Source organism: Serratia sp. CY84636 (genome assembly GCF_052166245.1).
Classification (GTDB): domain Bacteria; phylum Pseudomonadota; class Gammaproteobacteria; order Enterobacterales; family Enterobacteriaceae; genus Serratia; species Serratia nevei.
The window spans coordinates 1398501-1421978 of sequence record NZ_JBJNOX010000002.1 but is presented as its reverse complement, the minus strand read 5'-3'; the positions used below and the strand labels follow the sequence as shown (position 1 = coordinate 1421978).

At 60.4% G+C, this 23478-nt stretch carries 19 protein-coding genes and 2 pseudogenes; 12 read left to right on the top strand and 9 right to left on the bottom strand.

Going from position 1 to position 23478, the window contains the following annotated elements; genetic code table 11:
• The first annotated feature begins 47 nt into the window (after positions 1 to 47).
• Positions 48 to 923 carry a LysR substrate-binding domain-containing protein gene (locus ACJ8QI_RS11295; RefSeq protein ID WP_070914613.1) on the top strand — a complete coding sequence of 292 codons (876 nt, stop codon included), beginning with the start codon at positions 48 to 50 and terminating at the stop codon, positions 921 to 923.
• Here ACJ8QI_RS11295 and ACJ8QI_RS11290 read toward each other — a convergent pair.
• Together ACJ8QI_RS11290 and ACJ8QI_RS11285 are read right to left on the bottom strand one after the other, a co-directional pair.
• The gene (locus tag ACJ8QI_RS11290) at positions 920 to 2305 is read right to left on the bottom strand and encodes a CoA transferase (protein ID WP_442532497.1); all 1386 of its coding nucleotides are present in this window, start codon (positions 2303 to 2305) and stop codon (positions 920 to 922) included. The genes ACJ8QI_RS11295 and ACJ8QI_RS11290 overlap by 4 nt on opposite strands.
• Positions 2306 to 2366: 61 nt before the next feature.
• Complete coding sequence (locus tag ACJ8QI_RS11285) at positions 2367 to 4550, bottom strand: glycoside hydrolase (RefSeq protein ID WP_442532496.1); 2184 nt, start codon at positions 4548 to 4550, stop codon at positions 2367 to 2369.
• 501 nt (positions 4551 to 5051) lie between these two features.
• On the opposite strand from ACJ8QI_RS11285, the gene ACJ8QI_RS11280 reads away from it, so the two are divergent.
• Complete coding sequence (locus ACJ8QI_RS11280; protein ID WP_025303346.1) at positions 5052 to 5750, top strand: MgtC family protein; 699 nt, start codon at positions 5052 to 5054, stop codon at positions 5748 to 5750.
• A gap of 243 nt (positions 5751 to 5993) precedes the next feature.
• Positions 5994 to 8693 (top strand): magnesium-translocating P-type ATPase, encoded by a 2700-nt coding sequence (mgtA, locus tag ACJ8QI_RS11275; protein WP_038876668.1) that lies wholly within the window; start codon positions 5994 to 5996, stop codon positions 8691 to 8693.
• Positions 8694 to 8741: 48 nt separating this feature from the next.
• Here mgtA and ACJ8QI_RS11270 read toward each other — a convergent pair whose 3' ends face one another.
• The 7 genes from ACJ8QI_RS11270 to fdhD all read right to left on the bottom strand — a co-directional run bounded on the left by ACJ8QI_RS11270 (position 8742) and on the right by fdhD (position 14598).
• Complete coding sequence (locus ACJ8QI_RS11270) at positions 8742 to 9515, bottom strand: DUF3307 domain-containing protein (protein WP_442532495.1); 774 nt, start codon at positions 9513 to 9515, stop codon at positions 8742 to 8744.
• A gap of 2 nt (positions 9516 to 9517) precedes the next feature.
• On the bottom strand, positions 9518 to 10114 hold the full coding sequence (locus tag ACJ8QI_RS11265; RefSeq protein WP_442532494.1) for a hypothetical protein: 597 nt from the start codon (positions 10112 to 10114) through the stop codon (positions 9518 to 9520).
• 213 nt (positions 10115 to 10327) lie between these two features.
• Complete coding sequence (locus ACJ8QI_RS11260; protein WP_019453520.1) at positions 10328 to 10507, bottom strand: hypothetical protein; 180 nt, start codon at positions 10505 to 10507, stop codon at positions 10328 to 10330.
• A gap of 95 nt (positions 10508 to 10602) precedes the next feature.
• Positions 10603 to 11712 carry a YbdK family carboxylate-amine ligase gene (locus ACJ8QI_RS11255; protein ID WP_442532493.1) on the bottom strand — a complete coding sequence of 370 codons (1110 nt, stop codon included), beginning with the start codon at positions 11710 to 11712 and terminating at the stop codon, positions 10603 to 10605.
• A 72-nt stretch (positions 11713 to 11784) separates the two neighbouring features.
• Positions 11785 to 12747, bottom strand: a complete 963-nt coding sequence (locus ACJ8QI_RS11250; RefSeq protein ID WP_442532492.1) for a Dyp-type peroxidase — start codon at positions 12745 to 12747, stop codon at positions 11785 to 11787.
• 33 nt (positions 12748 to 12780) lie between these two features.
• Entirely contained in the window at positions 12781 to 13698 is a 918-nt protein-coding gene (locus ACJ8QI_RS11245; protein ID WP_442532491.1) for a bestrophin family protein, read from the bottom strand.
• Between the two features lie 57 nt (positions 13699 to 13755).
• A complete protein-coding gene (gene fdhD, locus ACJ8QI_RS11240) occupies positions 13756 to 14598 on the bottom strand; it encodes a formate dehydrogenase accessory sulfurtransferase FdhD (protein ID WP_089186118.1) in 843 nt (280 codons plus the stop codon).
• Between the two features lie 294 nt (positions 14599 to 14892).
• On the opposite strand from fdhD, the pseudogene ACJ8QI_RS11235 reads away from it, so the two are divergent.
• The 9 genes and pseudogenes from ACJ8QI_RS11235 to umuC form a co-directional block, all read left to right on the top strand.
• Positions 14893 to 15084, top strand: a pseudogene (locus ACJ8QI_RS11235) (DNA polymerase V); the annotation flags it as partial.
• A gap of 213 nt (positions 15085 to 15297) precedes the next feature.
• Entirely contained in the window at positions 15298 to 15669 is a 372-nt protein-coding gene (locus ACJ8QI_RS11230) for a hypothetical protein (RefSeq protein WP_442532490.1), read from the top strand.
• Between the two features lie 301 nt (positions 15670 to 15970).
• Positions 15971 to 16150: pseudogene (locus tag ACJ8QI_RS11225) on the top strand (SOS response-associated peptidase family protein); the annotation flags it as partial.
• A gap of 188 nt (positions 16151 to 16338) precedes the next feature.
• Positions 16339 to 16773 carry a translesion error-prone DNA polymerase V autoproteolytic subunit gene (gene umuD / locus ACJ8QI_RS11220; RefSeq protein ID WP_060451656.1) on the top strand — a complete coding sequence of 145 codons (435 nt, stop codon included), beginning with the start codon at positions 16339 to 16341 and terminating at the stop codon, positions 16771 to 16773.
• Between the two features lie 95 nt (positions 16774 to 16868).
• Entirely contained in the window at positions 16869 to 19406 is a 2538-nt protein-coding gene (locus ACJ8QI_RS11215) for a TonB-dependent hemoglobin/transferrin/lactoferrin family receptor (RefSeq protein WP_442532489.1), read from the top strand.
• Positions 19407 to 19573: 167 nt separating this feature from the next.
• Entirely contained in the window at positions 19574 to 20086 is a 513-nt protein-coding gene (locus ACJ8QI_RS11210; RefSeq protein ID WP_047571520.1) for a sigma-70 family RNA polymerase sigma factor, read from the top strand.
• Between the two features lie 17 nt (positions 20087 to 20103).
• Complete coding sequence (locus tag ACJ8QI_RS11205; protein ID WP_442532488.1) at positions 20104 to 21021, top strand: FecR domain-containing protein; 918 nt, start codon at positions 20104 to 20106, stop codon at positions 21019 to 21021.
• Between the two features lie 250 nt (positions 21022 to 21271).
• Positions 21272 to 22003 carry an energy transducer TonB gene (locus tag ACJ8QI_RS11200; RefSeq protein WP_442532487.1) on the top strand — a complete coding sequence of 244 codons (732 nt, stop codon included), beginning with the start codon at positions 21272 to 21274 and terminating at the stop codon, positions 22001 to 22003.
• A gap of 180 nt (positions 22004 to 22183) precedes the next feature.
• Entirely contained in the window at positions 22184 to 23470 is a 1287-nt protein-coding gene (gene umuC / locus ACJ8QI_RS11195; protein ID WP_197657863.1) for a translesion error-prone DNA polymerase V subunit UmuC, read from the top strand.
• The last annotated feature ends 8 nt before the right edge of the window (positions 23471 to 23478 follow it).

The window sequence follows — 23478 nt, the reverse complement described above, 5'->3', positions numbered from 1 at the left end:
GGTCAAAATCGATGAAAAATAACCTTTTTGGATAACCCGGCTAACCAGTGATGAGTGAACGCCTTCCCCTGCATGTCTTACCGACCTTCGTTATCGCCGCCAGGTTGGAGAATTTGCGCGCCACGGCGCAGCAGGTGCATTTAACGCATGGTGCGGTCAGCCAGCAAATCCAGCTGCTGGAGCAGGCGGTCGGCTACCCGCTGTTTGAACGGCGCGGGCGCGGTGTGCGTCTGAATGCGGCCGGGAAAGAGATGCTGGCGGCGGTAGAGCCGGCGCTGCAGGCGCTGCAGCAGGGCGTTGCCCGCGCCCGGCGCGCCGCGGCAAGCCAGACGCTGCGTATCAGCGTGCTGCCGTCTTTTGCCCATTACTGGCTGTTGCCGCGCCTGCCGGCCTTCCATGAAGCCTGCGCCGATATTGCGCTGGATATCGATGCGTCGCTGACATTGCAGGATCTGTCGCAGCGCGGATTCGATGCGGCGATCCGCATCGGCAACGGCCAGTGGGCGGGGCTGCAGGCACAGCGCATCGCGTCGGGCGATGTGCTGCCGGTCGCCTCGCCGGACATGGCGCGGCAATGGGGAACGGCATTCGAGAACGGCGGCGACGTTCCCTTGCTGGAGCACGACGTCAGCCCCTGGCGCGACTGGTTCAATGCGCAAGGGCGCTCGCTGTGCGGGCGGCAACAGGCGTTGTTCAACGATGCCGGATTGTTGATTCGCGCGGCCGAGCAGGGGTTTGGCATCGCGCTGGCGAAAAAGCTGCTGGTGCAGGATGCGATCGCCGCCGGAAGGCTGGTGGCGCTGGCCGCGCCCTGTCGCCTGAGCGATGACGACGTTTATCTGGTGTGGCCGCAGACCGCCGGGTTGACGCCGGCGGTCTTACGTCTGCTGCAGTGGCTGCAGCAACAGTTGGCGGCTATTTAACGGCGCAGCCACGCCGGCTGCGAGGTGCCGAGCGCGGTCGCCGGCAGCGCCCATTGCAGCGCCGTGCCCTGCAGGCTTAACGGGGCGCGCAGACGTTGCGCGGCGCCCCAGTCGGTCAGTTCCGCTTCCGGGTTTTCGTCGGTGGGGCCGGCCGGCGTCAGGGCTTGTGGCCGATAATGCGCCGGATAGGGATGCGCCAGCAGCAGTTGCGCCGTGCGCGCCAGCGACAGCCTTGCGTGGTAGCCGGTGCCGCGGCTCAGGCGCTGCGCCATACCGGTCAGCACCGCCGCCGCCATCAAATAGCCGGTGGCGTGGTCCAGAGCCTGTACCGGCAGCGGCACCGGCAAACTGGCGCTGCGCCAAACCATGCCCGCCTCCGCCAACCCGCAGCTCATCTGCACCAGGCTGTCAAAACCGCGCCGGGTGCGCCACGGCCCGTTCCAGCCGTAGGCATTCAGACAGACGTCGATCAGGCCCGGCGCCAGCGCGCGTCTTTCCTCCGCGCCATAGCCCAACTTCTCCAGCGCCCCGGCACGGTAGCCATGCACGATCACGTCGGTGTTTCTCAGCAGATGTTCAAACGTATGGCGATCGTGCGCATTGGTCAGGTTGAGGCGTGCGCTGCGCTTGCCCAGCATCACCTCGTGCTCGACGCCGGGTTCATCCCAACCGTAAGGATCGATGCGCAGCACGTCGGCACCCAAACCGGCGAGAAAACGGGTGGCGATCGGCCCGGCGAGAATGCGCGTCAGATCCAGCACCCGCACGCCGTGCAGCGGCCGGGCTATGGGCAGCGCCCAGCCCGGCGGCGGTGCTTCCGGCTGCAACGAGGTGTGGATCAAGGGTTCGAGCGCCACGCTCTTGCCCTGAATATGTTGCCGCCACGCGGCCGCCGAGCGCATTTGGGCCGCGCAGCCGCCGGCCTCGATCACTGCCTGCTCCAGCTCGCTTTTTTTCCAGCTCAGCACGCGTGCCGCCAGCGTACCTTTATCCGATGCCGGGCCCAGCACCTGTTCCACCGCCCGCCGATGGTGCGGCGCATTGGTATGCAGGCGTATCCAGCCGTCTGCCGTCTCGTAGTCGCCGGCCAGGGCGTCCCAGGCGGCAGGCAGCGTCCAACCGAGGGGACGCAGCGTCCAGCCAAACCAGAGCGAGGCCAGGCGCTGATCGATCCAGACCTGCGGCGCCTCGGTTGCCTTGCGGAGAAGCAATTCGGCGCAGGCCAAACCGGCGGCGCTCCAGGCGGCGGTAGCCAATTCGGTGACGGGAAAAGCCGAAGGCAGTGCGCCGGTACCGCTTACGGTTAACCGGTCGCAGGGCGCGGGGCGCTGCCCGAGGCTTTGCCAAATCTCGTCAAGCAGAGTGTGGATCAGAGGCGTCATTGGCCACTCCTTGCGGGTCGTCGGAAATATAGCCTAGCGTAGCCCACCGCCGGCGGCCTTGCTAAGGCGTAACGTCGAACGTGCGGCCGTCGGCCAGCTTGGCACGTAGGCTGTGGGCCGCTACGCCGGCGAACGGCTGCGCGCTGAAGTTGGCGGTCAGCGTCGACCCGTCGCTAAACGTCGTCTGTTGCACCCAGCCGTCCCGATCGAGCCAGCGGAAGTCGGTCAGCGCTTTGTCCCACAGGGCCTGATGCAGCGGCCGGAAGGCGACGTCGGCGCGTTTGATCGCCGGCAGGCGGGCCGCCAGGGTGGCGCGGCTCAGATGGAACATCGGCGCAGTGTTGTACAGCTGGCTGAGCAGACTGCGGGTGGTCTGAACGTCGCTGAACTTCAGGTTATCGTAATTCCAGTGGTGGCTGCTGACGATCGCATCGTGGAAAACGGCCTGGTACAGCGGCAGGCGGTAACGCGGATCGAATTCGACGGTGCGGTAGGGCTGTTTCACCTTGGCGGGGCGGAAGAAAAACGCCGGTTGGGCGTTGGGCCACCAGGCGCCGAGATAATAGGGCGAGGATTTATCCTGATTCATCTGTTTATCGCCCCAGCCGAATCCCCAGGTTTCCATGCCGTGGGCGAACATCAGGCTGCGGGCGGTCACCGCATTGCCGTCCTCCGAGCCGAGCGGCAGCTTAAGGGTGGCGCTGAACCAGGCCAGCCTGGCGTTGCGCGCTTCGGCCATTTGCGCCGCGCCGGTCGGGTGGTCGGGCTGATAGTCGTCGGAGACCATGCCGGTGCCGTCCACGTCGAGAAACAGGCTGTTCAACCCGGCCAGTTGCACCAACTCGCGCATGCGCCGTTGAGAATAGGGCAGGACGCAGCCCGGATTGAGGTAGTAACCCTGTTTGCCGAAGCCGGGTTTCTTGCTGCCGTCGGCGCGCACGATGGCGCAGGTTTCCCGCAGCGTCGTCGGCAGTTGCGCGGTGAGCCAGCTGTCGTTCACGCCGCGTGGAATGGCGGTATCGTAGGAGTCGTAGCTGGCGATCAGATAGCCGGCCGCTTTGGCGGCGGTTACCGCCTGCGGGTGCAGGAAGGCGGCGGTCCAGTTATCGGTGCCCAACCACAGGCGCGGCAAACCCGCCTGGCGCAGCGCATCGATCACCGGTTTGGCCAGCCCTTGCCCCCAACGGTCCACCGGGGTTAACCAACGCCCCAGCTCTCGCTGTGCCCGCTCCCGCACCGCAGCGGCCTGGCGCTGCTGTGCCTGCAGAAAATCGGCGTCATCCGGCGTGGCGTCCAGCGGAATTTGCGCCGTCAACGCCTGGTTGATGCCGTCGATCAGGGGCTGTTGCTGCCAGCCCTCCGGTGTTTTGCCCGCCAGCTGCAGCAGGAGCTTTCTGCTCTCGGCATCCATTTGTTGCCGCAGCCCGGCGGCGGCCGGAGAGGCAAGGTAGTGCAGCAACCCCGGCCAATCTTTGACGTCTTCCGCCGCCAGCAGTTTGTCGCCCCACAGGTAGACATGGGTGGCACCGATCAGCTTTTCGCCTTCGGGCGCCTGCTTTATCTTCTCGCGCAGGCTGCTGAACTGGCCGCTTTGTTGCAAATAGTCGCGGTAGCGGCGGGCGCCGGACAGCGGGGTGTCGCCGACGTGCAGCAGCACCTCGAATGCCTGCTGTTGGTTGAGGCGGTTGAACTGATGCTCGGCGCGCATCTCCAGCTTTTCCTGCGCGGCGGCGAAGGTGACCCGGTTGCTGAACGGCGTCAACATCAGCCAGCTGTAGACCTTGCCCTGGTATTGCTGGCTCCACAGCGGCAGCTTCAGATCCCAGTTGGTATCCAGCGGCGTCATTTCCGCCGTCAGGTAATGGCGCCAGACCGCGTTGTCGAGCGGAATGCGGCTGCCTTCGCCGATCGGCAGCAACAGCGTTTCCGCCTGCGGCGGCAGGTGATACCAGTTCAGAAGCTGTGGCCGGTCGCTGCTGAAGCTCAGGCGCAGATCGCCGTCCTCCAGCCTGGCGCTAACCTTGACCGCGCTCTGTGGCCAGCGCCAGCTGGCGCGTTGTGGCGACGCAGTGAGATCCGCCACCGGTTGCGCGGGCTGCGCCAGATTGACCGGCACAGCGCCGGCGGCAACGCGCAGCGTGGCGGGATCGAGTTCAAACTGCGCGTCGCCTTGCTGCAGCAGCAGGGCATCGGCGGGAAAGCTGACGAGCAGCGCGAGCGCGAGCGGGGAAAGCCGGTGTTTCATCGGGGGCGTCCTTGAAAGATGAAGGAGGACAGTTTACCGATAAGCGCACTGGCGCCCAACGTTGTCGCTGCCTATTTGTGACATCGAAATATGATCGCGGTATTCCAGTTTATTTTTCGTTTAATAAATTAGCCTTTACTTCATTACCTGACGTCACTATACTCAGCCAAAATTTCGGTGGAGAAACCCAATTGGACAGTTGTAGTTGTAATAAAACAAATAAGGCAAGCTGACCAATTCTCTTCTGATTTGTTGCTTGCCGTTATCGGCGGGCAGCACCCCTCTCCAGTTATTCCTGAGCTGTGCATACCCGAATAAAAAACGTGTCCTGAGGCCTGGCGGTTTCAGGTGAATTGAGTTGGACGTTATTATGGTGTTCTGCAGCCACAGCCTTTTCCCTCCAGGCACAGCACGCTGATTCGCTGATTTATTTTCGGCGCGACTTTGCGTGTGCTAAACAGCACATGATTTTATCTCCTGCGGTTAATTAAGGGGACAGTCATGGCTATGACTCCTTTCGTTTTAAATTTATTGCTGGCAATGTGCCTGGGCGCGGTGATTGGCGCCGAGCGCCAGTGGCGCCAACGTATGGCCGGCCTGCGCACCAATGCGCTGGTAGCGACCGGCGCGGCGGTCTTTATTCTCAGCTCCATGTCCACCGATCCGGCCAGCGCCGGCCGCGTGGCCGCGCAGATTGTCTCGGGTATCGGCTTCCTCGGCGCCGGCGTTATCATGCGGGAAGGGCTGAACATTCGCGGCCTCAACACCGCCGCCACGCTGTGGTGTTCGGCGGGGATCGGCGTCCTGTGCGGCCTGGGCCAGCATTGGGATGCGGTGGTCGCCACGCTGGTGATCCTGTGCGCCAATATCCTGCTGCGCGAAGCCGCGCAGCGCATCAACCTGCAGCCGCATCAGCAGGCGACCGATCTGGAACTGTGCTATCGCATTCAGGTGACCTGCGGCGAACAGGATGAAATTCTGGTGCGCACCCTGATTCTGCAGGCGCTGAACGGCGTCGCCTTGCGGCTGCAGTCCTTGCGCAGCGCCGATATTTCCAGCCCGGGGCAATTGGAAGTGTGCGCGGAAATTACCGCTACGCCGGCTGCGCAAAAAGAAATTGAGGGTATTGTCTGCCGCGTCAGCCTGGAAAAAAGCGTGAGTGCCGTTCGCTGGCGCGTCGCGTCTGAATTACCGGTCTGATTAATTATATAAATATTTACTAACTTGATTATATGTTCAGGTTTATTCAGGTACGCCTGAATAACGCGGAACATTAAGGAGGCGTTATGGACGATGACCCCGGAAGGGAAATGATTTCTGCGTGGCTGACAGGGTAATCACGCTATTCAGTCACGCTAATTAAAAAATTCCACTCTGCGCACAGTCACCTGTTTATCGGGCGGGATATCCCTGTGCGCAGAACGAAAATAAGAGAATAGCGTTATGACTCAGATTAATGAAAGAACGCGTCGCCGTGATAAAGACGCGGTGACCTACGCCATTGCGCAAGAGGCGACCAACAGCATCGCCCAAACGCTGGCGAACCTTAAGTGCAACCGCAACGGCTTGACCCAGGACGACGCCGATGAGCGGTTGGAGCAGTTCGGCGCCAACCAGGTCGCCCACGACAAGGCGCCGCATGCTTTGATTCAGCTGATCAAGGCCTTTAACAACCCGTTTATCTTCGTGCTGATGGTGCTGGCTGCGATCAGTTTCTTTACCGATTATTGGCTGCCGCGCCAGAGCGGTGAAGAAACTGAACTCACCGGCGTTATTATCATTCTGACCATGGTCACGTTGAGCGGGCTGCTGCGTTTTTGGCAGGAATACCGCACCAACAAAGCGGCGGAAGCGTTGAAGTCGATGGTACGCACCACCGCCACGGTGCTGCGCCGCAGCAGCTACAGCGCGCATCCGCTGACGCTGGAAGTGCCGATCCGCGAACTGGTGCCGGGGGATATCATTCAGCTCTCCGCCGGTGACATGGTGCCGGCCGACGTGCGTCTTATCGCCTCGCGCGATCTGTTCATCAGCCAGGCGATTTTGACCGGCGAAGCGATCCCCATCGAGAAATACGATGCGATGGGCAACGTGGCGCAGAAGTCGAGCGACGGGGAGGTATCCAGCGAGAACGCGCTGCTTGAGCTCTCCAATATCTGCCTGATGGGCACCAACGTCGCCAGCGGCACCGCCACGGCGGTGGTGGTGGCGACCGGCGGACGCACTTACTTCGGCTCGCTGGCCAAGTCGATCGTCGGTTCGCGGGCGCAAACCGCGTTCGATCGCGGGGTGAACAGCGTCAGCTGGTTGCTGATTCGCTTCATGCTGGTGATGGTGCCGGTGGTGTTGCTGATCAACGGCTTCACCAAAGGCGACTGGAGCGAGGCGGCGCTGTTCGCACTGGCGGTGGCGGTTGGTCTGACGCCGGAAATGCTGCCGATGATCGTCAGCTCCAACCTGGCGAAAGGGGCGATCGCCATGTCGCGCCGCAAGGTGGTGGTGAAGCGCCTGAACGCCATTCAGAACTTCGGCGCCATGGACGTGCTCTGCACCGACAAGACCGGCACCCTGACCCAGGACCGTATCATTCTCGAGCACCACATCGACGTCACGGGCGCCAGGGATAACGAGGTGCTGCACCTGGCCTGGCTGAACAGCTTCCATCAGAGCGGCATGAAGAACCTGATGGACCAGGCGGTGATCCGCTTCGGGCGCGGCAAACCGGGGATCGAAGCCCTGGGCCGTTTCAGCAAGGTGGATGAGCTGCCGTTCGACTTCGTGCGCCGCCGGCTGTCGATCGTGGTGGCGGATGAGAATGGCAAGCAGCAGCTGATCTGTAAGGGCGCGGTAGAGGAGATGCTCGAGATCGCCACTCACGTGCGTGAAGGCGACAAGACGCTGGAACTGGACGACGCGCGCCGTGCGGCGCTGCAGGCGCTGGCCCGCGAGTATAACGAAGACGGCTTCCGCGTGCTGGTGCTGGCGACGCGCGAGCTGGATGCGCAACGCCCGGCCGACCCGCTGAGCGTGGCCGACGAGCGCGACATGGTGGTGCAAGGGCTGCTGACCTTCCTCGATCCGCCGAAGGAGAGCGCGCAGCAGGCGATCGCCGCGCTGCAGGAAAACGGCGTGACGGTGAAGGTGCTGACCGGCGACAACCCGGTGATCACCTGCAAGATTTGCCGCGACGTTGGGCTGGAACCGGGTGAACCGCTCTCTGGACTGCGAATTGAACAGATGGATGACGAAGAACTGGCGCGCGAAGTGGAGCAGCGCACGGTCTTCACCAAGCTGACGCCGCTGCAAAAATCGCGGGTGCTGAAAATGCTGCAGGCCAACGGCCATACCGTCGGCTTCCTCGGCGACGGCATCAACGATGCGCCGGCGCTGCGCGACGCCGACGTCGGCATTTCGGTCGACACCGGCACCGACATCGCCAAGGAGTCGGCGGACATCATCCTGTTGGAAAAGAACCTGATGGTGCTGGAAGAGGGGGTGATCAAAGGGCGCGAGACCTTCGGCAATATCATCAAGTACCTGAACATGACCGCCAGCTCCAACTTCGGCAACGTGTTCTCGGTGCTGGTGGCCAGCGCCTTCATCCCGTTCCTGCCGATGCTGGCGATCCACCTGTTGATTCAAAACCTGATGTACGACATTTCTCAGCTGTCGCTGCCGTGGGACAAGATGGATAAAGAGTTCCTGCGCAAGCCGCGCAAGTGGGACTCCAAAAACATCGGGCGCTTTATGCTGTGGATTGGGCCGACCTCGTCAATCTTCGATATCACGACGTATGCGCTGATGTGGTACGTGTTCGCCGCCAACAGCGTGGAACACCAGGCGCTGTTCCAGTCCGGCTGGTTCATTGAGGGGCTGCTGTCGCAAACGCTGGTGGTGCATATGCTGCGCACCCAGAAGATCCCGTTCATTCAGAGCACCGCGGCGCTGCCGGTGTTGCTGACCACCGGGTTGGTGATGGCGCTCGGCATCTACATTCCGTTCTCGCCGCTCGGCGCCCTGGTTGGCCTGCAGCCGCTGCCGTGGGAATACTTCCCGTGGTTGGCCGCTACGCTGGTCAGCTACTGCGTGGTCGCGCAGTTGATGAAGCGTTTCTATATCCGCCGCTTCGGCGAGTGGCTCTAAGCCGCCTCGGCGTTCACTTCGGGGGCGAAATTCTTCGCCCCCGCACCCCTACAGCAGTTTGTTGACCAGCAGGCCGAGCATGATGGTCAGCGTGAAGGAAAACAGCGTGCCGAGCAGCACATACTCGGTGCGCATTTTATCGTCGCTCTGGCGCAGATCGCCGAAACGGAAGATGGATTTGGCCGCCAGCAAAAAGCCGATCGCCGGGATTTGCCCCAGCAGCACAAAGGTCAGGATCAGCGTTCTTTCCAGATAGCCAATCTGTTTGCCCGCGCGCAGCAGCGAGTCGTTGTCGGCCTTGGCCGCAGGCGGCATTTGCGGCGTCCAGCGCGCCAGCAGCTGCCCGATCAGCAGGCTCATCGGCAGATAAATCAGACTGTAGGCCACCAGCACCAGGCCGGTTTGCCAACGCCCCAGTTGCCGCCCCAGCGCAGCGAGCAGTTCACCGGCGTTCGGCGTCAGCCCCAGCCACAGCAAGGCGATCACCGCCAGATGCAATCCCTGATCGAGCAGGAAACTGCGGGCCGGGCTCAGGCGGCTCATCGCGGTGACTTTCAGCAGATCGACCAGGTAGTGGCTGACGGCGATGACCAGCAGGCTGGCCAGCACCTGAAATGAGGAAAGCCCGCCGTGCAGCAGGCCGAAACCGGCCACCACCCAGGCGGCCAGCACCCCGTGCAGCAACGCGTGCAACACCAGAAAACGTGAACGTGCGCGATGTTGGATTTTATCTTCCACCCAACTCAGCGGCTGCAGCGGAAAATCCGCCAGCAGGTGGACGAGCAACAGCCAGGCCAGCAAAGGCGCATAGGTCAGATCCATAGTCAGACGATCCTGTTAATGGCGTGAATAAACCGCATAATTTCCTCGTAGGCCGCGCGTTTTAGCGCGGCGGAAACCGTGGAGGCGGCTTTCTGCAGTTGCTCCGCCACGGCGGCGCCGCTGTCGGCGAACATTCTCGCCTGAACGATGCGCGCTTCGGCCTGTGACAGGCGGCCAATCACATGATCTAACATCGGCAGCAGATCGCTGACAATGGCGTTTGTCCGATCGTTGTCGGTTTTCAGAGCCAGCCGGCAATTTTTTGCCATGGCGTCCAGCGCGCTGCCGGAATTGATAAAGGCGCTGCCGTAACCGGCGGCGTCGGGCCGTTGGCTGCCCAGCCCGATGGCGATGCGCGCATCCCAGTGCGTGGCACCCATCGCCCGCAGCGCGAGGCGAATGTACACCGCCAGCAGCAGCCCGTCCTCCGGGGCGGCCTGCGCCTGGAAGGCATCGCCGCGAAAGATTTCCACCTGATGCAACCGCCCGTCGCGCCGTAGCCGATCGAGCAGGCTATGCAGCCCATTGAGGTAGTTGACGGTGTCTGACCGGCGAGAATCGACCAGATCGCCGCTGATAACGCTGATTGGCGTCGGCATGGCGTGTTCCGTTGTTTGCAGAGGGATGACTATAAATTCGCACCTGGATGCGAATATGTCAATAATTCGCCTGTAGATACGAATTTATCAGGTTTTCGCCTGTGAAGACGAAACGAGGTTGGGCGAGCAGTGGGGGATGAACGGCCGGGAATGCGCGGGCCTGTCAGGCTCGCCACCGGCGGCGTAGAGGGAAAGTGGCCGGCGACCGGCCGTTCAGAAGCTTTTAACCAGCACCTCACGCGGCATTTCGCTGCCGTGTTTCAGCAGGTGCTCAAACGAACGTTCGCTGCTTTTCAGCTGTTGCAAAAACTCTTGCGGCGACAGATCGTGTTTTTTGCCGCTCATGTAAGCCAGCGCCAGTTCTTTTGCCTGATAGCGGGAGAAGTTGTACATGGTGTCCTCGATACGGTGAATGTCAGTGCTCACGATTGTAGCGAAAGAGCACATAATGAACAGTGGCTTTAGCGTATGGAATCGATAGCTGAAACTTAACTTGCCGGCTGCAACAGCTCGTCGCACAGGCGCTTGATCACCTGAGCCTGCGGCAGGCCGTTGTGCAACATCTGACGGATATGCTCCGAATCGCTGATGCCCTGGCGGACATGGCGCTCGACCGCCTGCAGCACGGCCCGATCCTCCTGCCGTTCGGCGCAATCGCTCAGCGCTTCGAGCGTGTGCAGGATGTGGGCGGTCAGGCTGCTGCGGCGCAGCGTCGCGGGATCGACGTATTCGGCGGCGAAACCGCTGCGATAGGCGTTGATCTTGTTGTAATGGGTGAAGGCATCGTATTCCGGCGCGATCGGCGTCCGGCGCCGCAACAGAAAATCAGCCAGCAGACGGCAGTAACCGACCAGCAGCACGGCGTGCGCGAGGCGCAGCGGCGTATCGCAGATGCGGATCTCCACCGTACCCAGCTCCGGTTTCGGCCGCGCATCCCAGTAAATATCCTTGACGCTTTCAATCACGCCGGCGGCGTTCAGCCGTTCGTAGTAGGCGTTGAATTCGCGCCAGCTGTAGATGTGTTCCAGGCATCCGTAGTTGGGGAAGGAATTCTGGGCGCTGAAACGGGAGCTGGCAAAGTGCGTGTCGACGCCCTGATACAGCGGCGACGAAGCGCTGAGCGCGATCAGCTGCGGAAAATAGGGCGTCAGCGCATGGCACAGGTACATTGCCTCGTCCCCGTCGTTGACGCCGAGGTGAATATGTTGGCCGAACACGCAGGCCAGCTTGGAGAGATAGCCAAAGCGGCTGGCCAACTGCCTGTAGCGCGCGCTGTCGCTGATGACCTGCTTGCGCCAGTCGTTGCTGAGATGGCGGCCGCCGCCGCAGACGTCGCAGCCCAGGCGCTGTGCGCTGCGCCGGACGGTTTCCGTCAGGGCGCGCAGCTCGGCGTGCAGCTCATCGAGATCGCGATGCACCGAACTGTTCAGCTCCACCATCGATTGGGTGAGCTCATGTTTGACGCGCCGGCGATCGCCGACCGCGCTGACCACCCGATCGGCCCGATCGGTGAGGTCGTAGCGCTCGTCATCGACCAGCTGCAGCTCTATTTCAGTGCCGATGGAGAGCCTTTCCGAACGTTTGAATGTGAGCGGCATGGCGCCTCCCCCCAATACGCAACGTTAATTCAGTATAAGTCGCGGGGGGAGGCTTTGCCGCAGAAGGAGGGCTTAATGCAGTTCGGCGCCGCTGCGGTCGGCCAGCGCTTCCAGCAGCGGAGCGGAAGGCACGAAGAACAGGGTGCCGGTCACCGCGTGGCTAAAATCGAGCAGCCGATCGTAGTTGCCGGCCGGGCGGCCGATAAACATGTTTTCCAGCATCTGCTCGATCGGCTGCGGGGAGCGCGCATAGCCGATAAAGTAGGTGCCGAATTCGCGCAGGCCGGGGCGGCCGAACGGCATGTTGTCGCGCAGAATTTTCACCTCGTTGCCTTGCTCGTCGGTGATGGTGGTCAGCGAACTGTGCGATGACGACGGTTTGACCGCTTCATCCAGCTCGATGTTGGACTGCTTATGGCGACCGATGATCTTCTCCTGCGTTTCCACACTGAGCGAGTTCCAGCCCTGCATATCATGCAGGTATTTTTGCACCAGCACATAGCTGCCGCCGCTGAACGCCGCGTCTTCGTCGCCGATCACCGTGTAGTCGAAGGCTTCGTGCCCCTCCGGGTTCTCCGTACCGTCGACGAAGCCGATCATGGCGCGCTGATCGAAGTAACGGAAGCCGTGCACCTCTTCAATGACCGTCACGGCGTCGCCGAGCTTGCCGACCAGCTGCGAGGCCAGTTCGAAACACAGATCCATTTCATCGGCGCGGATGTGTAGCAGGATGTCGCCGGGCGTGGCGACGGCGACGCGTTCCCCGCTGCCGATCGGGCTGAACGGATGCAGCTGGCGAGGGCGCGGCGCGCCAAACAGCGTATCCCAGGCTTCGGAGCCGAAGCCGCAGACGCAGGTGAGGTTGCCCGCCGGCGCGCGTTTGCCGACCGAGCGCACCACGGCGGCAATGTCGCCGCACCAGGCGCGCACCGCCGCCAGATGGGCGGGAACGGGCGACAGGGTGGCGACGATGAAGATGGCATGGCGCGTCACCGGCGTGAATACGGCTTGCGGCAGAGGGTTATTTGCATTCATTGCATTCGGCTCCAGTGTGTTCGGGTGAAATCGTCAGATCAAATTAAAGTGCTCGTCGGGTTTCATCGGCGGCGGCAGCGGGCTTTGGTCGTTCATTTCCAGCAGGTTGCGCTCGATGGTGTTGCAGATGGCGTTTAACGGCAGATGGTTGGCCGACACGCCGAACGGATCCTCCAGCTCTTCGGCCAGTGAGTCCCAGGATAAGAAGGTATAGGAAATGAACACCGAAACAAACGGTGTCATGTAATGCAGGTCGGTCACCAGGGCAAAAGGCAACAGGCTGCAGAACAGGTAAACGGTGCGCTGCAGGATCAGGGTATAGGCGAACGGTACCGGCGTGCTGGCGAGCCGTTCGCAGCCGCCGAGGGTGTGCGACAGTTCGCTCAACTTATCGTCGATCAGCCCGTAGGTAATGTCGCTCAGCAGCCCCTGGCGGCGCAGCTTGCCGATCTCCTGGCCCAGCATCAGCAGGATGCGGTTGGTCGGCATCGGGCTGGCGATCACTTCCGCCAGCTCTTTGCTGGTGAGGTTGTGGTACAGATCGGCGGTCGGATCGGTGGCGCGCAGCTGATGCTTCAGGCTCCAGCTGAAGGCGATCAGCAGCTTGGCGACCTTCTGATGCACCGCCGGTTCGTCCGGCAGCAGGCTTTTGATCTGGCGCAGCAGGGATCGCTCAGTAATCAGCAGCGAGCCCCACAGGTTGCGCGCTTCGACAAAGCGGCTGTAGCCGGCGTTATTGCGAAAGCCGAGAAAAATGGCGATGGCGATACCCAGCAGGCTGAACGGCGCGATGGTTAAATGTACGCCGAGCTGCTCGTACCATTGATAGCTGATCACCGCCACTATCGACATCAGTACGTTCAGCGACAGACGAAAGGTGATCTTTGACAGCACGGAACCGTGCCAGGCGAACAGGCGAATAAACCAGTTCTGGTTCGGGCGAATGATCATGACGTGGGGCTTCCTGGTGTTCTGCTATTGAGAATAGTCGATTCTTGTCCGGCGGCGTTAGGCCGCCGGCGTCGATTGCCAGAGCCGCTGCGGATGCGTATAGACGGTAGCGCGCCCCGGCTTGCTGAAGCCCACCAGCGTCAGGTTGCTGCGCTCGGCCACCTCGACCGCCAGGCGGGTGGCGGCGGAAACGGCGAACAGGATCTCGACGCCGCACATGGCGGATTTTTGCACCATTTCATAGCTGGCGCGGCTCGACACCAGCGCCGCCCCCTGCAGCCACGCCTGTTGGCTGCGGTAGCCCAGCAGTTTGTCGAGCGCCACGTGGCGGCCGACGTCTTCACACCCGCCGCTGAGTGCGCCGTCCGGCTGGATCCAGGCCGCCGCGTGGGTGCAGCCGGTCAGTTTCCCCACCGTTTGCACCTCCTGCAGCTGCGCCAACGCCCGGTCGAGCAGGGCCAAATCGAAGCGTTGCGTGAAGGGCAGCGGCGCGATGGGTTGGGCGACCTCCTGCAGCTGCTCCACCCCGCAGACACCGCAGCCGGTGCGGCCGGCCAGGCTGCGGCGCTTCTCTTTCAGCTGCATAAAGCGGCGGCTCGAGAGTTCCACATGCACTTCAATGCCGTTGCAGGCCGGCTGTTGGCGAATGTCGTAGATATCGTCGGGGGAGGCAATGATGCCTTCGGACAGCGAAAAACCGATGGCGAAGGCCGCCAGATCTTTCGGCGTCGCCATCATCACCACGTGGGAAATGCCGTTGTACACCAGGGCGACCGGCACTTCTTCCGCCAGCCAATCCTGTTGCGCCTGAGCCAGATCGTTGCGCTGCCAGACCGCGTGGCGCGACAGGCATTCCTGTTTGATATCGTCGGTTTCTGCGAGGAGTAGGTGCTTGTTCATAACGTTCTCGTGACTGTCGGTGACGAGGCGCCGACGGGGATGAATTCTTATTAGCAGGTGTGGGGATTATACAGGATTCTGATCCCGCTCGCGTAGGGAATCACGCCCTGCAGGTTATCCACAGTTTTAGTGGATAACGTGTGTGCAAGGCGGAGTGAAACCGTTAGCAGGCGTAAAAAAAAATCGCTCAGAAAATTATTATATTACGCGGGAAAGCGCGATCCGCAGTGGGATAGGGGGTTGCATGCGTTCGCATTTTGTTTACGCCTTACTGTATAAATATACAGTTTGGTTATGATTATGCTGAGCAATTCAAGGTTGTATGCTTTTTCACCAGGTGACCCCCTGACGTTACCGCTGTTTGCCGATCGCGTGGCCTGCGGCTTTCCTTCCCCGGCGCAGGACTATGTCGAGAGCAGGCTGGATATCGGCAAGCTGCTGGTGCGGCACCCCAACGGCACCTACTTCGTGCGCGCCAGCGGCGAGATGGAGCGTGCAGGATGGATCAGGCACTACCGACAGATTAAGAAACTGAGCATCCGAGAAACAGCAGACGCGACAGGCTACAGTACTTCCCAAGTTTGTCGCATTCAGGCCTTCTCTAAAGAAGTTGAGACTGATTAAAAAGCAGCCTTAATGTACAATAATTTTCGATATCCAAACTGACCCCATGAACAATCAATGAGTTAGAGGTAAAAGATGATTTCATACAAAAAAAACATACCTGCTCTTGTCATATTCGCTTTATCTAATGCTGTGGCATATGCGAATGATTTCGACAAATCAAACGAAGCGATGGCAATTTCAGCAATAGGTTTTTCTGGCTCAAATGCTCGTGTTGCACATGATGTTTGTGGGGCACCCAATGAGAAAATTGATAAATATAAAAAACAAATAAAAGACTCATTAACTAGAACATTAAAGTATGAACAGTCAGGATTCGATACGCATTGGGATAATGGTTGGAAAAATGCTGATTTTTTGGTTAAGTCATTAAGTAATGATGAAGCCTATAAAAAAGAATATTGCCGAGAGGTTTTAGATGGGATTAATAATCCTGAAATGAATTAAGGATTATTCCTTATTCGGGGTTCTACGCCGGAACTCCAGATTTTTCCGTCCGCTAAAATTATCCCCGGTGAGCAGCTTTATACCGTCAGCTCGCAGTGGACCATCAGGGGAAATGTGGCGGTACAGCGTTTGTCGGGTTATCCCAAGCTCCTGGCATAACGTACTGACTTTCGTCTCTGGCCGTCCCATTGATGCCATTGCCAGTCGCAATTTTATTGGCGTCATTTTGTAAGGCCGTCCGCCGTTCCTCCCGTGAGGCAAGGCCTGCCGCTGTTCTTTGCGGCGCTGTACGCAGCAGAGACCGACGGCCGCGCGCGACTGGCTCGACACCCGCTTAGTCCCGCTCTCTGGTCAAATGCAGGCTGACGTGTACAGCCTGCAGGCAGAGGATTTCGTCTGGCAACCGGTATCGCCCGCCGTCGGCGCCGTTCGCAATGACAATCCCTCATTCATCCTGCCCATCGATACGCCAACGGTCTGAGTGCCGCATTATCCACAGTTTTGGTGGGTGTCATGTGTGTAAACACACGCGAAGAACGCCAAAAGCTGCAGGAAAAATCACTCAGAAAATTATTATATTACGCGGGAAAGCGCGATCCGCAGGGGGATAGGGGGTTGCATGCGTTCGCGTTTTGTTTATGCTTAACTGTATAAATATACAGTTTGGTTATGATTATGCTGAGCAATTCAAGGTTGTATGCTTTTTTACCAGGTGAACCCCTGACGTTACCGCTGTTTGCCGATCGCGTGGCCTGCGGCTTTCCTTCCCCGGCGCAGGACTATGTCGAGAGCAGGCTGGATATCGGCAAGCTGCTGGTACGGCACCCCAACGCCACCTATTTCGTGCGCGCCAGCGGCGAGTCGATGATCGACGGCAATATCCAGGATGGCGATCTGCTGATCGTCGACAGCGCCCTGACGCCGGAGCACGGCAATATCGTGATCGCCGCGGTGGACGGGGAATTCACCGTCAAAAAGCTGCAGCGCCACCCCGACGTGCGGCTGTTGCCGATGAATCCCGCCTACGCGCCGATCGTGTTCGACGATGAGGCGCAGCTGGAGATCTTCGGCGTGGTGACCTTTATCGTCTACGCGGCGCGGTGACTTCGGTCCTTTTTTTCATTTTTTTCTGCCCGATCTTTTCGTTGGCGTGACCTCTCTACTGAGTTTCCAGTTCAATACACTCAGGGGAATCCTTCATGGCCATAAAAAACAAGAACGGCGCAGGGCGTACGTTCACATCAGCCAAACGCATTACCGGGAAACGCGTCGCTATCGGGATAGGATGCGCACTATCGGGCATGCTCACCTCCGCGATGGCGGCGCCCGATGCGTCGGCACCACCCTCGGCGGTCGAACAGCCCGCTATCCTTTCCTTCGCCATTCCCGCCGGTGATCTGGCGCCCGCCTTGCAGACGGCGGCCGCTAAGGCCGGCGTGATAGTGATTTTCACGCCCGAACAGACGCGTGGAAAAAGCACCGCGGGCCTGCAGGGACATTACCGCCTCACCGACGCGTTCAATACGCTGTTGGCGGGCAGCGGATTGCGCGCTCAGCAAACCGCACAGGGATATCGGTTGGTCGACGCCGGGCCGGTTCAGCCTTTGACGATACCGGAACTGTCGGTGGTCGGCGGTTTGTCCGACAGCGTCGCCGCCGGCCGTTCGGTACTGGATAAAGAAGACATCGAACGCGTACAGGCCGATAACATCGCCAGTTTGCTTGATCGCTTGCCCGGCGTAGGGATGGCGGGATCGCCGCGCCCGGGCGGCCAAAGCCTGAATATCTGGGGCATGGGCGACATGGAAGATGTGAAGGTGGTGCTGGACGGCGCGCCGAAGGGATTTGAGAAATATCGGCAGGGTTCGGTATTCATCGAACCCGAACTGCTGAAAAAGGTTGAGGTCGATAAGGGGCCGCACAATCTGTTGAACGGCAATGGCGGCTTTGGCGGGACCATTACGCTGGAGACCAAAGATGCCGGGGATATGCTGCTGCCGGGCGAAGACTTTGGCGGCTTGCTGAAGTACAGCTACCACACCAACGATCGCCAGGGCATTTACAGCGGCGCGTTGTACGGCCGTACGCCGGAAGGATTTGCCGACGGTTTGATCTACATGAGCAAGCGTGACGGCGGCAACCTGAAGCGGCCGGATGGCACGCGCTTTGCCTATTCCGCCAACGATCAGGCTTCCTACCTGTTAAAAACCAATATTTATCTGAGCGAGGCGCAAACGCTGACGCTGTCGGCGATGCGCTCCGATTCCGATGGCTGGCAGCCTTTCGCCGCCAAGCGGGATGATATCGCCGCGCCCAGCCAGGCGGATATCGATAAATATGGCCGGGAAGAAGCGTGGCGCCGCATTCTGGTGTATCGCGACCAGACAGACACCAATTACTCGGTGAAATGGAATCTGGCGCCGGAAGCGCAGCCGTTGCTGAATCTGACGCTGTCTTACGCCTATTCGAAGACAGAGCAGCATGACAAGCGGCCGGATTCCGCTTCAAAGTTCAGCTATCTCGGTACGTTGGGCAATGAAAGCTGGGTGAACTATACCGATCGGCAGTTTGACGTCAGCAATGAAAGCCGTTTCGCCAGCGGGCCGCTGGAACACAAGCTGTTGCTCGGCGCGCGTTGGCATAAACATCAGCGGGATACCCTGATGTATTACCCCTCGCAGGTGAAAAACGCCAGTTACAACTACGGCTATTTCCAGCCGTATTACATGCCGGCGGGCGAACAGGAAACCCGCAGCGTTTATCTGCAGGATGCGGTCAGCTTCGGCAGCCTGACCGTGACGCCGGGCGTGCGTTACGATCACGTGACCAACACCGGGCAACCGAACCGAGCTCCGCGCTATAACGACAGCGATCCGCTCGTGGGCCATGATTACAGCAGCGTGACCTATACCGGCTGGTCGCCGCATTTGGGCGTGATGTGGAAAGCGACGTCGAATCTGTCCCTGTTTGCCGACGTCAGCCGCACCTGGCGCGCTCCGGTGATCGACGAACAGTACGAAGTGCAATACGCCGCTTCCAGCGTGCCCGGCACCAGCCGCGGCCTGCAGGTGGAACGCATGACGGGCGTTCGTCTCGGCGCGGTGCTGGACTTCAACGATGTGTTGATGGCGCGGGACAGTCTGCAGATCCGCACTACGCTGTTCCGCAATCGCGGCAAGGACGAGATTTTCTATCGTCGCGGCGTAGTGTGCGACGCCGCACGGCACGGTGGCCAATGTGGGCAACCGTTGTCGAACTATCGCAACTTGCCGGGCTATACCATTGAGGGCGTGGAGCTCGAATCGTTTTATGACAGCGAAAGCCTGTTCGGCAGCCTGTCGTTCTCCTCGATTCGCGGCAAACGCGACGCTTCACCACGCGATCCGTGGGGCAGCGAAACCTGGATTGCCGAAATTCCACCCGTTACGGCACACGTGATGCTGGGCATGAAAGTGCCGCAGTGGGACATGGCCTTCGGCTGGACCGGCGATTTTGTGCGTAAACAGGATCGTTCACCGGCCGACGGCGATCCGATGGCCGTTGTCTGGGCGCTGCCGAAAACCTCGGGTTATGCATTGCACGGCCTGTTCGCCTCGTGGCAGCCCAGCGGTTTGCAGGGCTTCGAAGCTCGCGTCGCAGTGGACAACCTGTTCAACCGCGATTATTACCCTTACCTGGGCGAATCGGTGTCCGGCGTAGGGCGTAACATCAAGTTTAGCGTTAGTCAACGTTTCTGAATATCCTGCTGACAGGGGCCATTTCGGCCCCTTTTCACGTTTTCTCTCCCGTATTTCCCTACTTTTTCGCCGTTTATAAATCATCAGCAATCGCTTGACACAGAAGTTACATTTTTAAAATAATAATAATTATCATTTTCAATCTCATTATCAATTGGTGTCACCGAATGGCGAGGAAAGAGGCCGCGGCAGCCAACGGGTTTGCTCAACAGCTTTACCTTGAGCACCACAGTTGGCTATGCCATTGGCTGAGACAGAAGGTCGGGTGCGCGCATCACGCCGAAGACCTGGCGCAGGATACGTTCATCAGTATTTTACTGAGCCCGCAGTTGCTTGCCATTCGGCAACCACGCCCCTTCCTGGCGACCGTGGCGCGCCGGCTGGTGGCGAATTATTACCGGCGTAAAACAATCGAAGAGAGCTATCTGCAGGCCTTGAGCGAGCTGCCGGCGATCGAGGCACCCTCGCCGGAAGTCCGTCAACAAACCCTCGAAATGCTCGAACAGTTGGATCAGGCGTTGGACGGATTGCCGGCGCACGTCCGTGAGGCCTTCCTGTTGGCGCACCTGCAGGGCATGCGCTATTGCGACATCGCTGAACGTTTGCGGGTGTCGAGCAGCTCGGTGAAACAATATCTGCAGCGTGCCAATTTGCACTGTTTCTTTGCATTGGCGGCGTAACGGCAAGTGCGGAGCCCATGATGGAATCGGATATCGATCGGCAGAGCGCGCGTGAGGCCGCCGCCTGGTTAACCCAGCTGATGTCGGAAGAGGCAAGCGACGCGGATAGGGAAAACTGGCGGCGTTGGTATCAGGCGAAACCGGAAAATGAACGCGCCTGGCGGCATATCGCCGCGTTTTCATCCCGTTTTTCTCTGCTTAACGGGGCGGCGGCGCAGCGTAGTCTGTCGCAGTTGCCAAACCCACAGCGCCGTCGGTTGCTGAGAAGCCTGGCGGCCATCGGCGTGGTGGGGACGGTTGGCATCGGTTCTGGCGCGCTGCCATGGCGCCCCTGGCTGGCGGATTACCGCACGGCGGTGGGGGAGCAGCAAACCGTCGCGTTGGCGGATGGCGCACAGTTGATGCTGAACACGCAAACGGCGGTCAACGTCAGCCGTCAGCAGGCCGCATTGCTGGAAGGCGAAATGATGGTGAATCTGCCGCCGGAAAGCGGCGCGTTGACGGTGAGGCTGCCGCAGGGCGAGATCGTGGCGCAGGCTGCTCGCTTCAGCGTTCGCCTGTGGGAAACCTACAGTGATATCGCCGTTTATCTTGGCCGAGTCACGATCCTGTCGCCGGCGCATCGGAACGCGGTGCTCAACGCCGGTCAGGGCGGCAGATTCAGCCGGCAAGGCATTGGCGAACCGTATCGCGTGACGCAAGAGCCCGGTTGGCGGCAAGGCATGCTGTTGGCCGACAACATGCGGCTGGACGACTTCCTGATGGAGCTGGGGCGTTATCGTCAGGGTGTTATTCGCTGCCGGCCGGAGGTCGCCGGCCTGCGGCTCTCCGGCGCGTTTCCGCTGGCTGACCCCGAGCGAGTCATTGCGGCTCTGCCCGGTGCGCTGCCGGTTAGGGTAAATATGCTGTCAAAATACTTCATCACCGTATCCTAAAGTTTTTAACTCTGCTATTTGTATTTTTCCTTCTGGATTGGCCTGTTTTTTTCTCGTTTCCTGCCCGGTACCGCGTGCCTAAACGACTTTTCTGACATGCCCCGACCGTCGTGACCGTTGCGTACGTTGGTCGGTTTCACGCTTAACCTGAGTATCGTTTTCCATGTTGAATCACAACGTATTACCTGCCGATTTATCTTTACCGCCTACAGGCGGGCGATTGCGCTGGGCTACCGCCAATGTGTTGGCGTTGGGTCTGCATGGTGCGTTGTTGCTTGGCCTTGGTTATCACCTGGCGCCACCGTTGCTGCCCGCGGCGCAACCGATGGTGTTGATGATGGTTGCCGAGCAGGCGGAATCGACCCCCAACGCAGAGCCGATGCCGACCGGCGTGCGCCAGGTGCAGGCGGTGGCGCAACGGCAGGCCAATCGGGAACCGGAGGCGGCGATGCCTCCGCTGATTCATGCGCCGCGTGCGACGGAGCGGCAGAGCAAGGCTAAAGGACAACGGAACGATCCCATCAGACCGAAAACGGAACCGCCGCGCCCAAGGCAGGAGGAACAGGAAAAAATAGCGTCTGCAAGCTCAATAGCATCAAGCACCAGCGCGCCGCCGTCTCTGGATGGAAAGCGTGTTGCCGCGCCGCAAACCAGCGTGGCGTCGCAGCCGAGTCAGGATGCCTCGGTCTGGAGCGGCCTGCTGTTGGCGCATTTGAGCCGTTTCAAACGCTACCCGGCTCTGGCGGTACGCCAGCAGCGCCAGGGTATTGTTCAGGTTGCCGTGACGTTGGATCGACAGGGGAACGTGCTGGGTGTGAAGCTATTGCGATCGAGTGGAGTGGCTTCGCTCGACCGGGAGGCGCTTCAGTTGCCGCAGCGCGCTTCTCCACTGCCCGCACCTGGCAACGAGATCGCTGCGGGGCAGGCGGAATTCAGCGTGACCATTCCGATTCGTTTCGATCTGCGTGAAGTTCGTCGTTAATGAAAAACTCGGCTCCAGGTAAACGGAGGCTGAGTTAAAAGCCAAAGCGCATCAAACGGATAGCAGCGATGGGGTGGTTTCTACTTGATCGTCGCCAGAAAAATACAAATACTGTATATATGAACAGTTATTTGGTGCCATTATGAATAACACCCCACTGACGATGAAAGGTCGGCAACCATGTTCGCCCTGGTAGACGTCAACAGCTTCTATGCCTCCTGCGAGACCATCTTTCGGCCCGATCTGCGCGGGCGGCCGGTGATCGTGCTGTCCAACAACGACGGCTGCGTGATCGCCCGCAGCGCCGAGGCGAAGGCGCTGGGCGTGCCGATGGGCGCGCCTTATTTCAAAATCAAAGAGGAGATGCGCCGCCGCAACGTCGCGGTGTTCTCCTCCAACTACGCGCTGTACGCCGACATGTCCCGCCGGGTGATGGACACGCTGGAAGAGATGGCGCCGGCGGTGGAGATCTACTCGCTGGACGAAGCCTTTCTGCGGCTGGACGGCGTGGCGCATTGCGAAGCGCTGGAGCCGTTCGGCCAGCGGGTGCGCGATCGCATCCGGCGCGAGCTGCATTTGACGGTCGGGGTCGGCATTGCGCCGAGCAAAACGCTGGCCAAGCTGGCCAACTTCGCCGCCAAGAAATGGCGCGGTACTGGCGGCGTGGTGGATTTATCCGATCCGGCGCGCCAGCGCAGGCTGCTGGCGTTGATCCCGGTGGAAGAGGTGTGGGGCGTGGGGCGCCGCCTGACTCGCCAGCTGCAGGCGATGGGCATTCACACCGCGCTGCAGCTGGCGGACTGCGATACCCGGCTGGCGCGTAAAACCTTCAGCGTGGTGCTGGAGCGCACGATACGCGAGCTGCGCGGCGAATCGTGCCTGCAGTGGGAAGATGAGGCGGCCGCCAAAGAGCAGATCATCTGCTCCCGCTCGTTCGGCCAGCGGCTGACGCATTACCCGCACATGCGCGAGGCGATCTGCAGCTACGCCGAACGCGCCGCCGAAAAGCTGCGGCAGGAAAAGCGCTACTGTCGCAACGTGTCGGTGTTTATCAAAACCAGCCCGCATTCGGCGGGCGAGGGGTATTACAGCAATATGGGCACCGCCCGGCTGCAAACGCCGAGCAACGACAGCCGCGACATCATCGCCATGGCGGTGCGTGCGCTGGAAAGCATCTGGCAGGAAGGGCGACGTTACCTGAAGGGCGGCGTGGTGCTGGGGGACTTCAGCGCCGCCGCCATGGCGCAGATCGATCTGTTCGACGACTGCCCGCCGCGCCGCAACAGCGAGCGGCTGATGGCGACCCTCGATCGCCTGAATCAGGAGGGGCGTGGGCGCGTGTGGTTCGCCGGGCAGGGGATCGTCAAGCCGTGGCAAATGAAGCGCGACATGCTGTCGCCGGCCTACACCACTCGCTTGGCGGACATTCCGGTGGTGCGGTTGGGGACGTTTTCAGACGAAAAATAATTCGCGTG

Coding starts and splice junctions, on each gene's coding strand:
- ACJ8QI_RS11290 (WP_442532497.1), bottom strand. CDS start 2,305: ATGACGCCTCTGATCCACACTCTGCTTGACGAGATTTGGCAAAGCCTC.
- ACJ8QI_RS11285 (WP_442532496.1), bottom strand. CDS start 4,550: ATGAAACACCGGCTTTCCCCGCTCGCGCTCGCGCTGCTCGTCAGCTTT.
- ACJ8QI_RS11280 (WP_025303346.1), top strand. CDS start 5,052: ATGGCTATGACTCCTTTCGTTTTAAATTTATTGCTGGCAATGTGCCTG.
- mgtA (WP_038876668.1), top strand. CDS start 5,994: ATGACTCAGATTAATGAAAGAACGCGTCGCCGTGATAAAGACGCGGTG.
- ACJ8QI_RS11270 (WP_442532495.1), bottom strand. CDS start 9,515: ATGGATCTGACCTATGCGCCTTTGCTGGCCTGGCTGTTGCTCGTCCAC.
- ACJ8QI_RS11265 (WP_442532494.1), bottom strand. CDS start 10,114: ATGCCGACGCCAATCAGCGTTATCAGCGGCGATCTGGTCGATTCTCGC.
- ACJ8QI_RS11260 (WP_019453520.1), bottom strand. CDS start 10,507: ATGTACAACTTCTCCCGCTATCAGGCAAAAGAACTGGCGCTGGCTTAC.
- ACJ8QI_RS11255 (WP_442532493.1), bottom strand. CDS start 11,712: ATGCCGCTCACATTCAAACGTTCGGAAAGGCTCTCCATCGGCACTGAA.
- ACJ8QI_RS11250 (WP_442532492.1), bottom strand. CDS start 12,747: ATGAATGCAAATAACCCTCTGCCGCAAGCCGTATTCACGCCGGTGACG.
- ACJ8QI_RS11245 (WP_442532491.1), bottom strand. CDS start 13,698: ATGATCATTCGCCCGAACCAGAACTGGTTTATTCGCCTGTTCGCCTGG.
- fdhD (WP_089186118.1), bottom strand. CDS start 14,598: ATGAACAAGCACCTACTCCTCGCAGAAACCGACGATATCAAACAGGAA.
- ACJ8QI_RS11230 (WP_442532490.1), top strand. CDS start 15,298: ATGATTTCATACAAAAAAAACATACCTGCTCTTGTCATATTCGCTTTA.
- umuD (WP_060451656.1), top strand. CDS start 16,339: ATGATTATGCTGAGCAATTCAAGGTTGTATGCTTTTTTACCAGGTGAA.
- ACJ8QI_RS11215 (WP_442532489.1), top strand. CDS start 16,869: ATGGCCATAAAAAACAAGAACGGCGCAGGGCGTACGTTCACATCAGCC.
- ACJ8QI_RS11210 (WP_047571520.1), top strand. CDS start 19,574: ATGGCGAGGAAAGAGGCCGCGGCAGCCAACGGGTTTGCTCAACAGCTT.
- ACJ8QI_RS11205 (WP_442532488.1), top strand. CDS start 20,104: ATGATGGAATCGGATATCGATCGGCAGAGCGCGCGTGAGGCCGCCGCC.
- umuC (WP_197657863.1), top strand. CDS start 22,184: ATGTTCGCCCTGGTAGACGTCAACAGCTTCTATGCCTCCTGCGAGACC.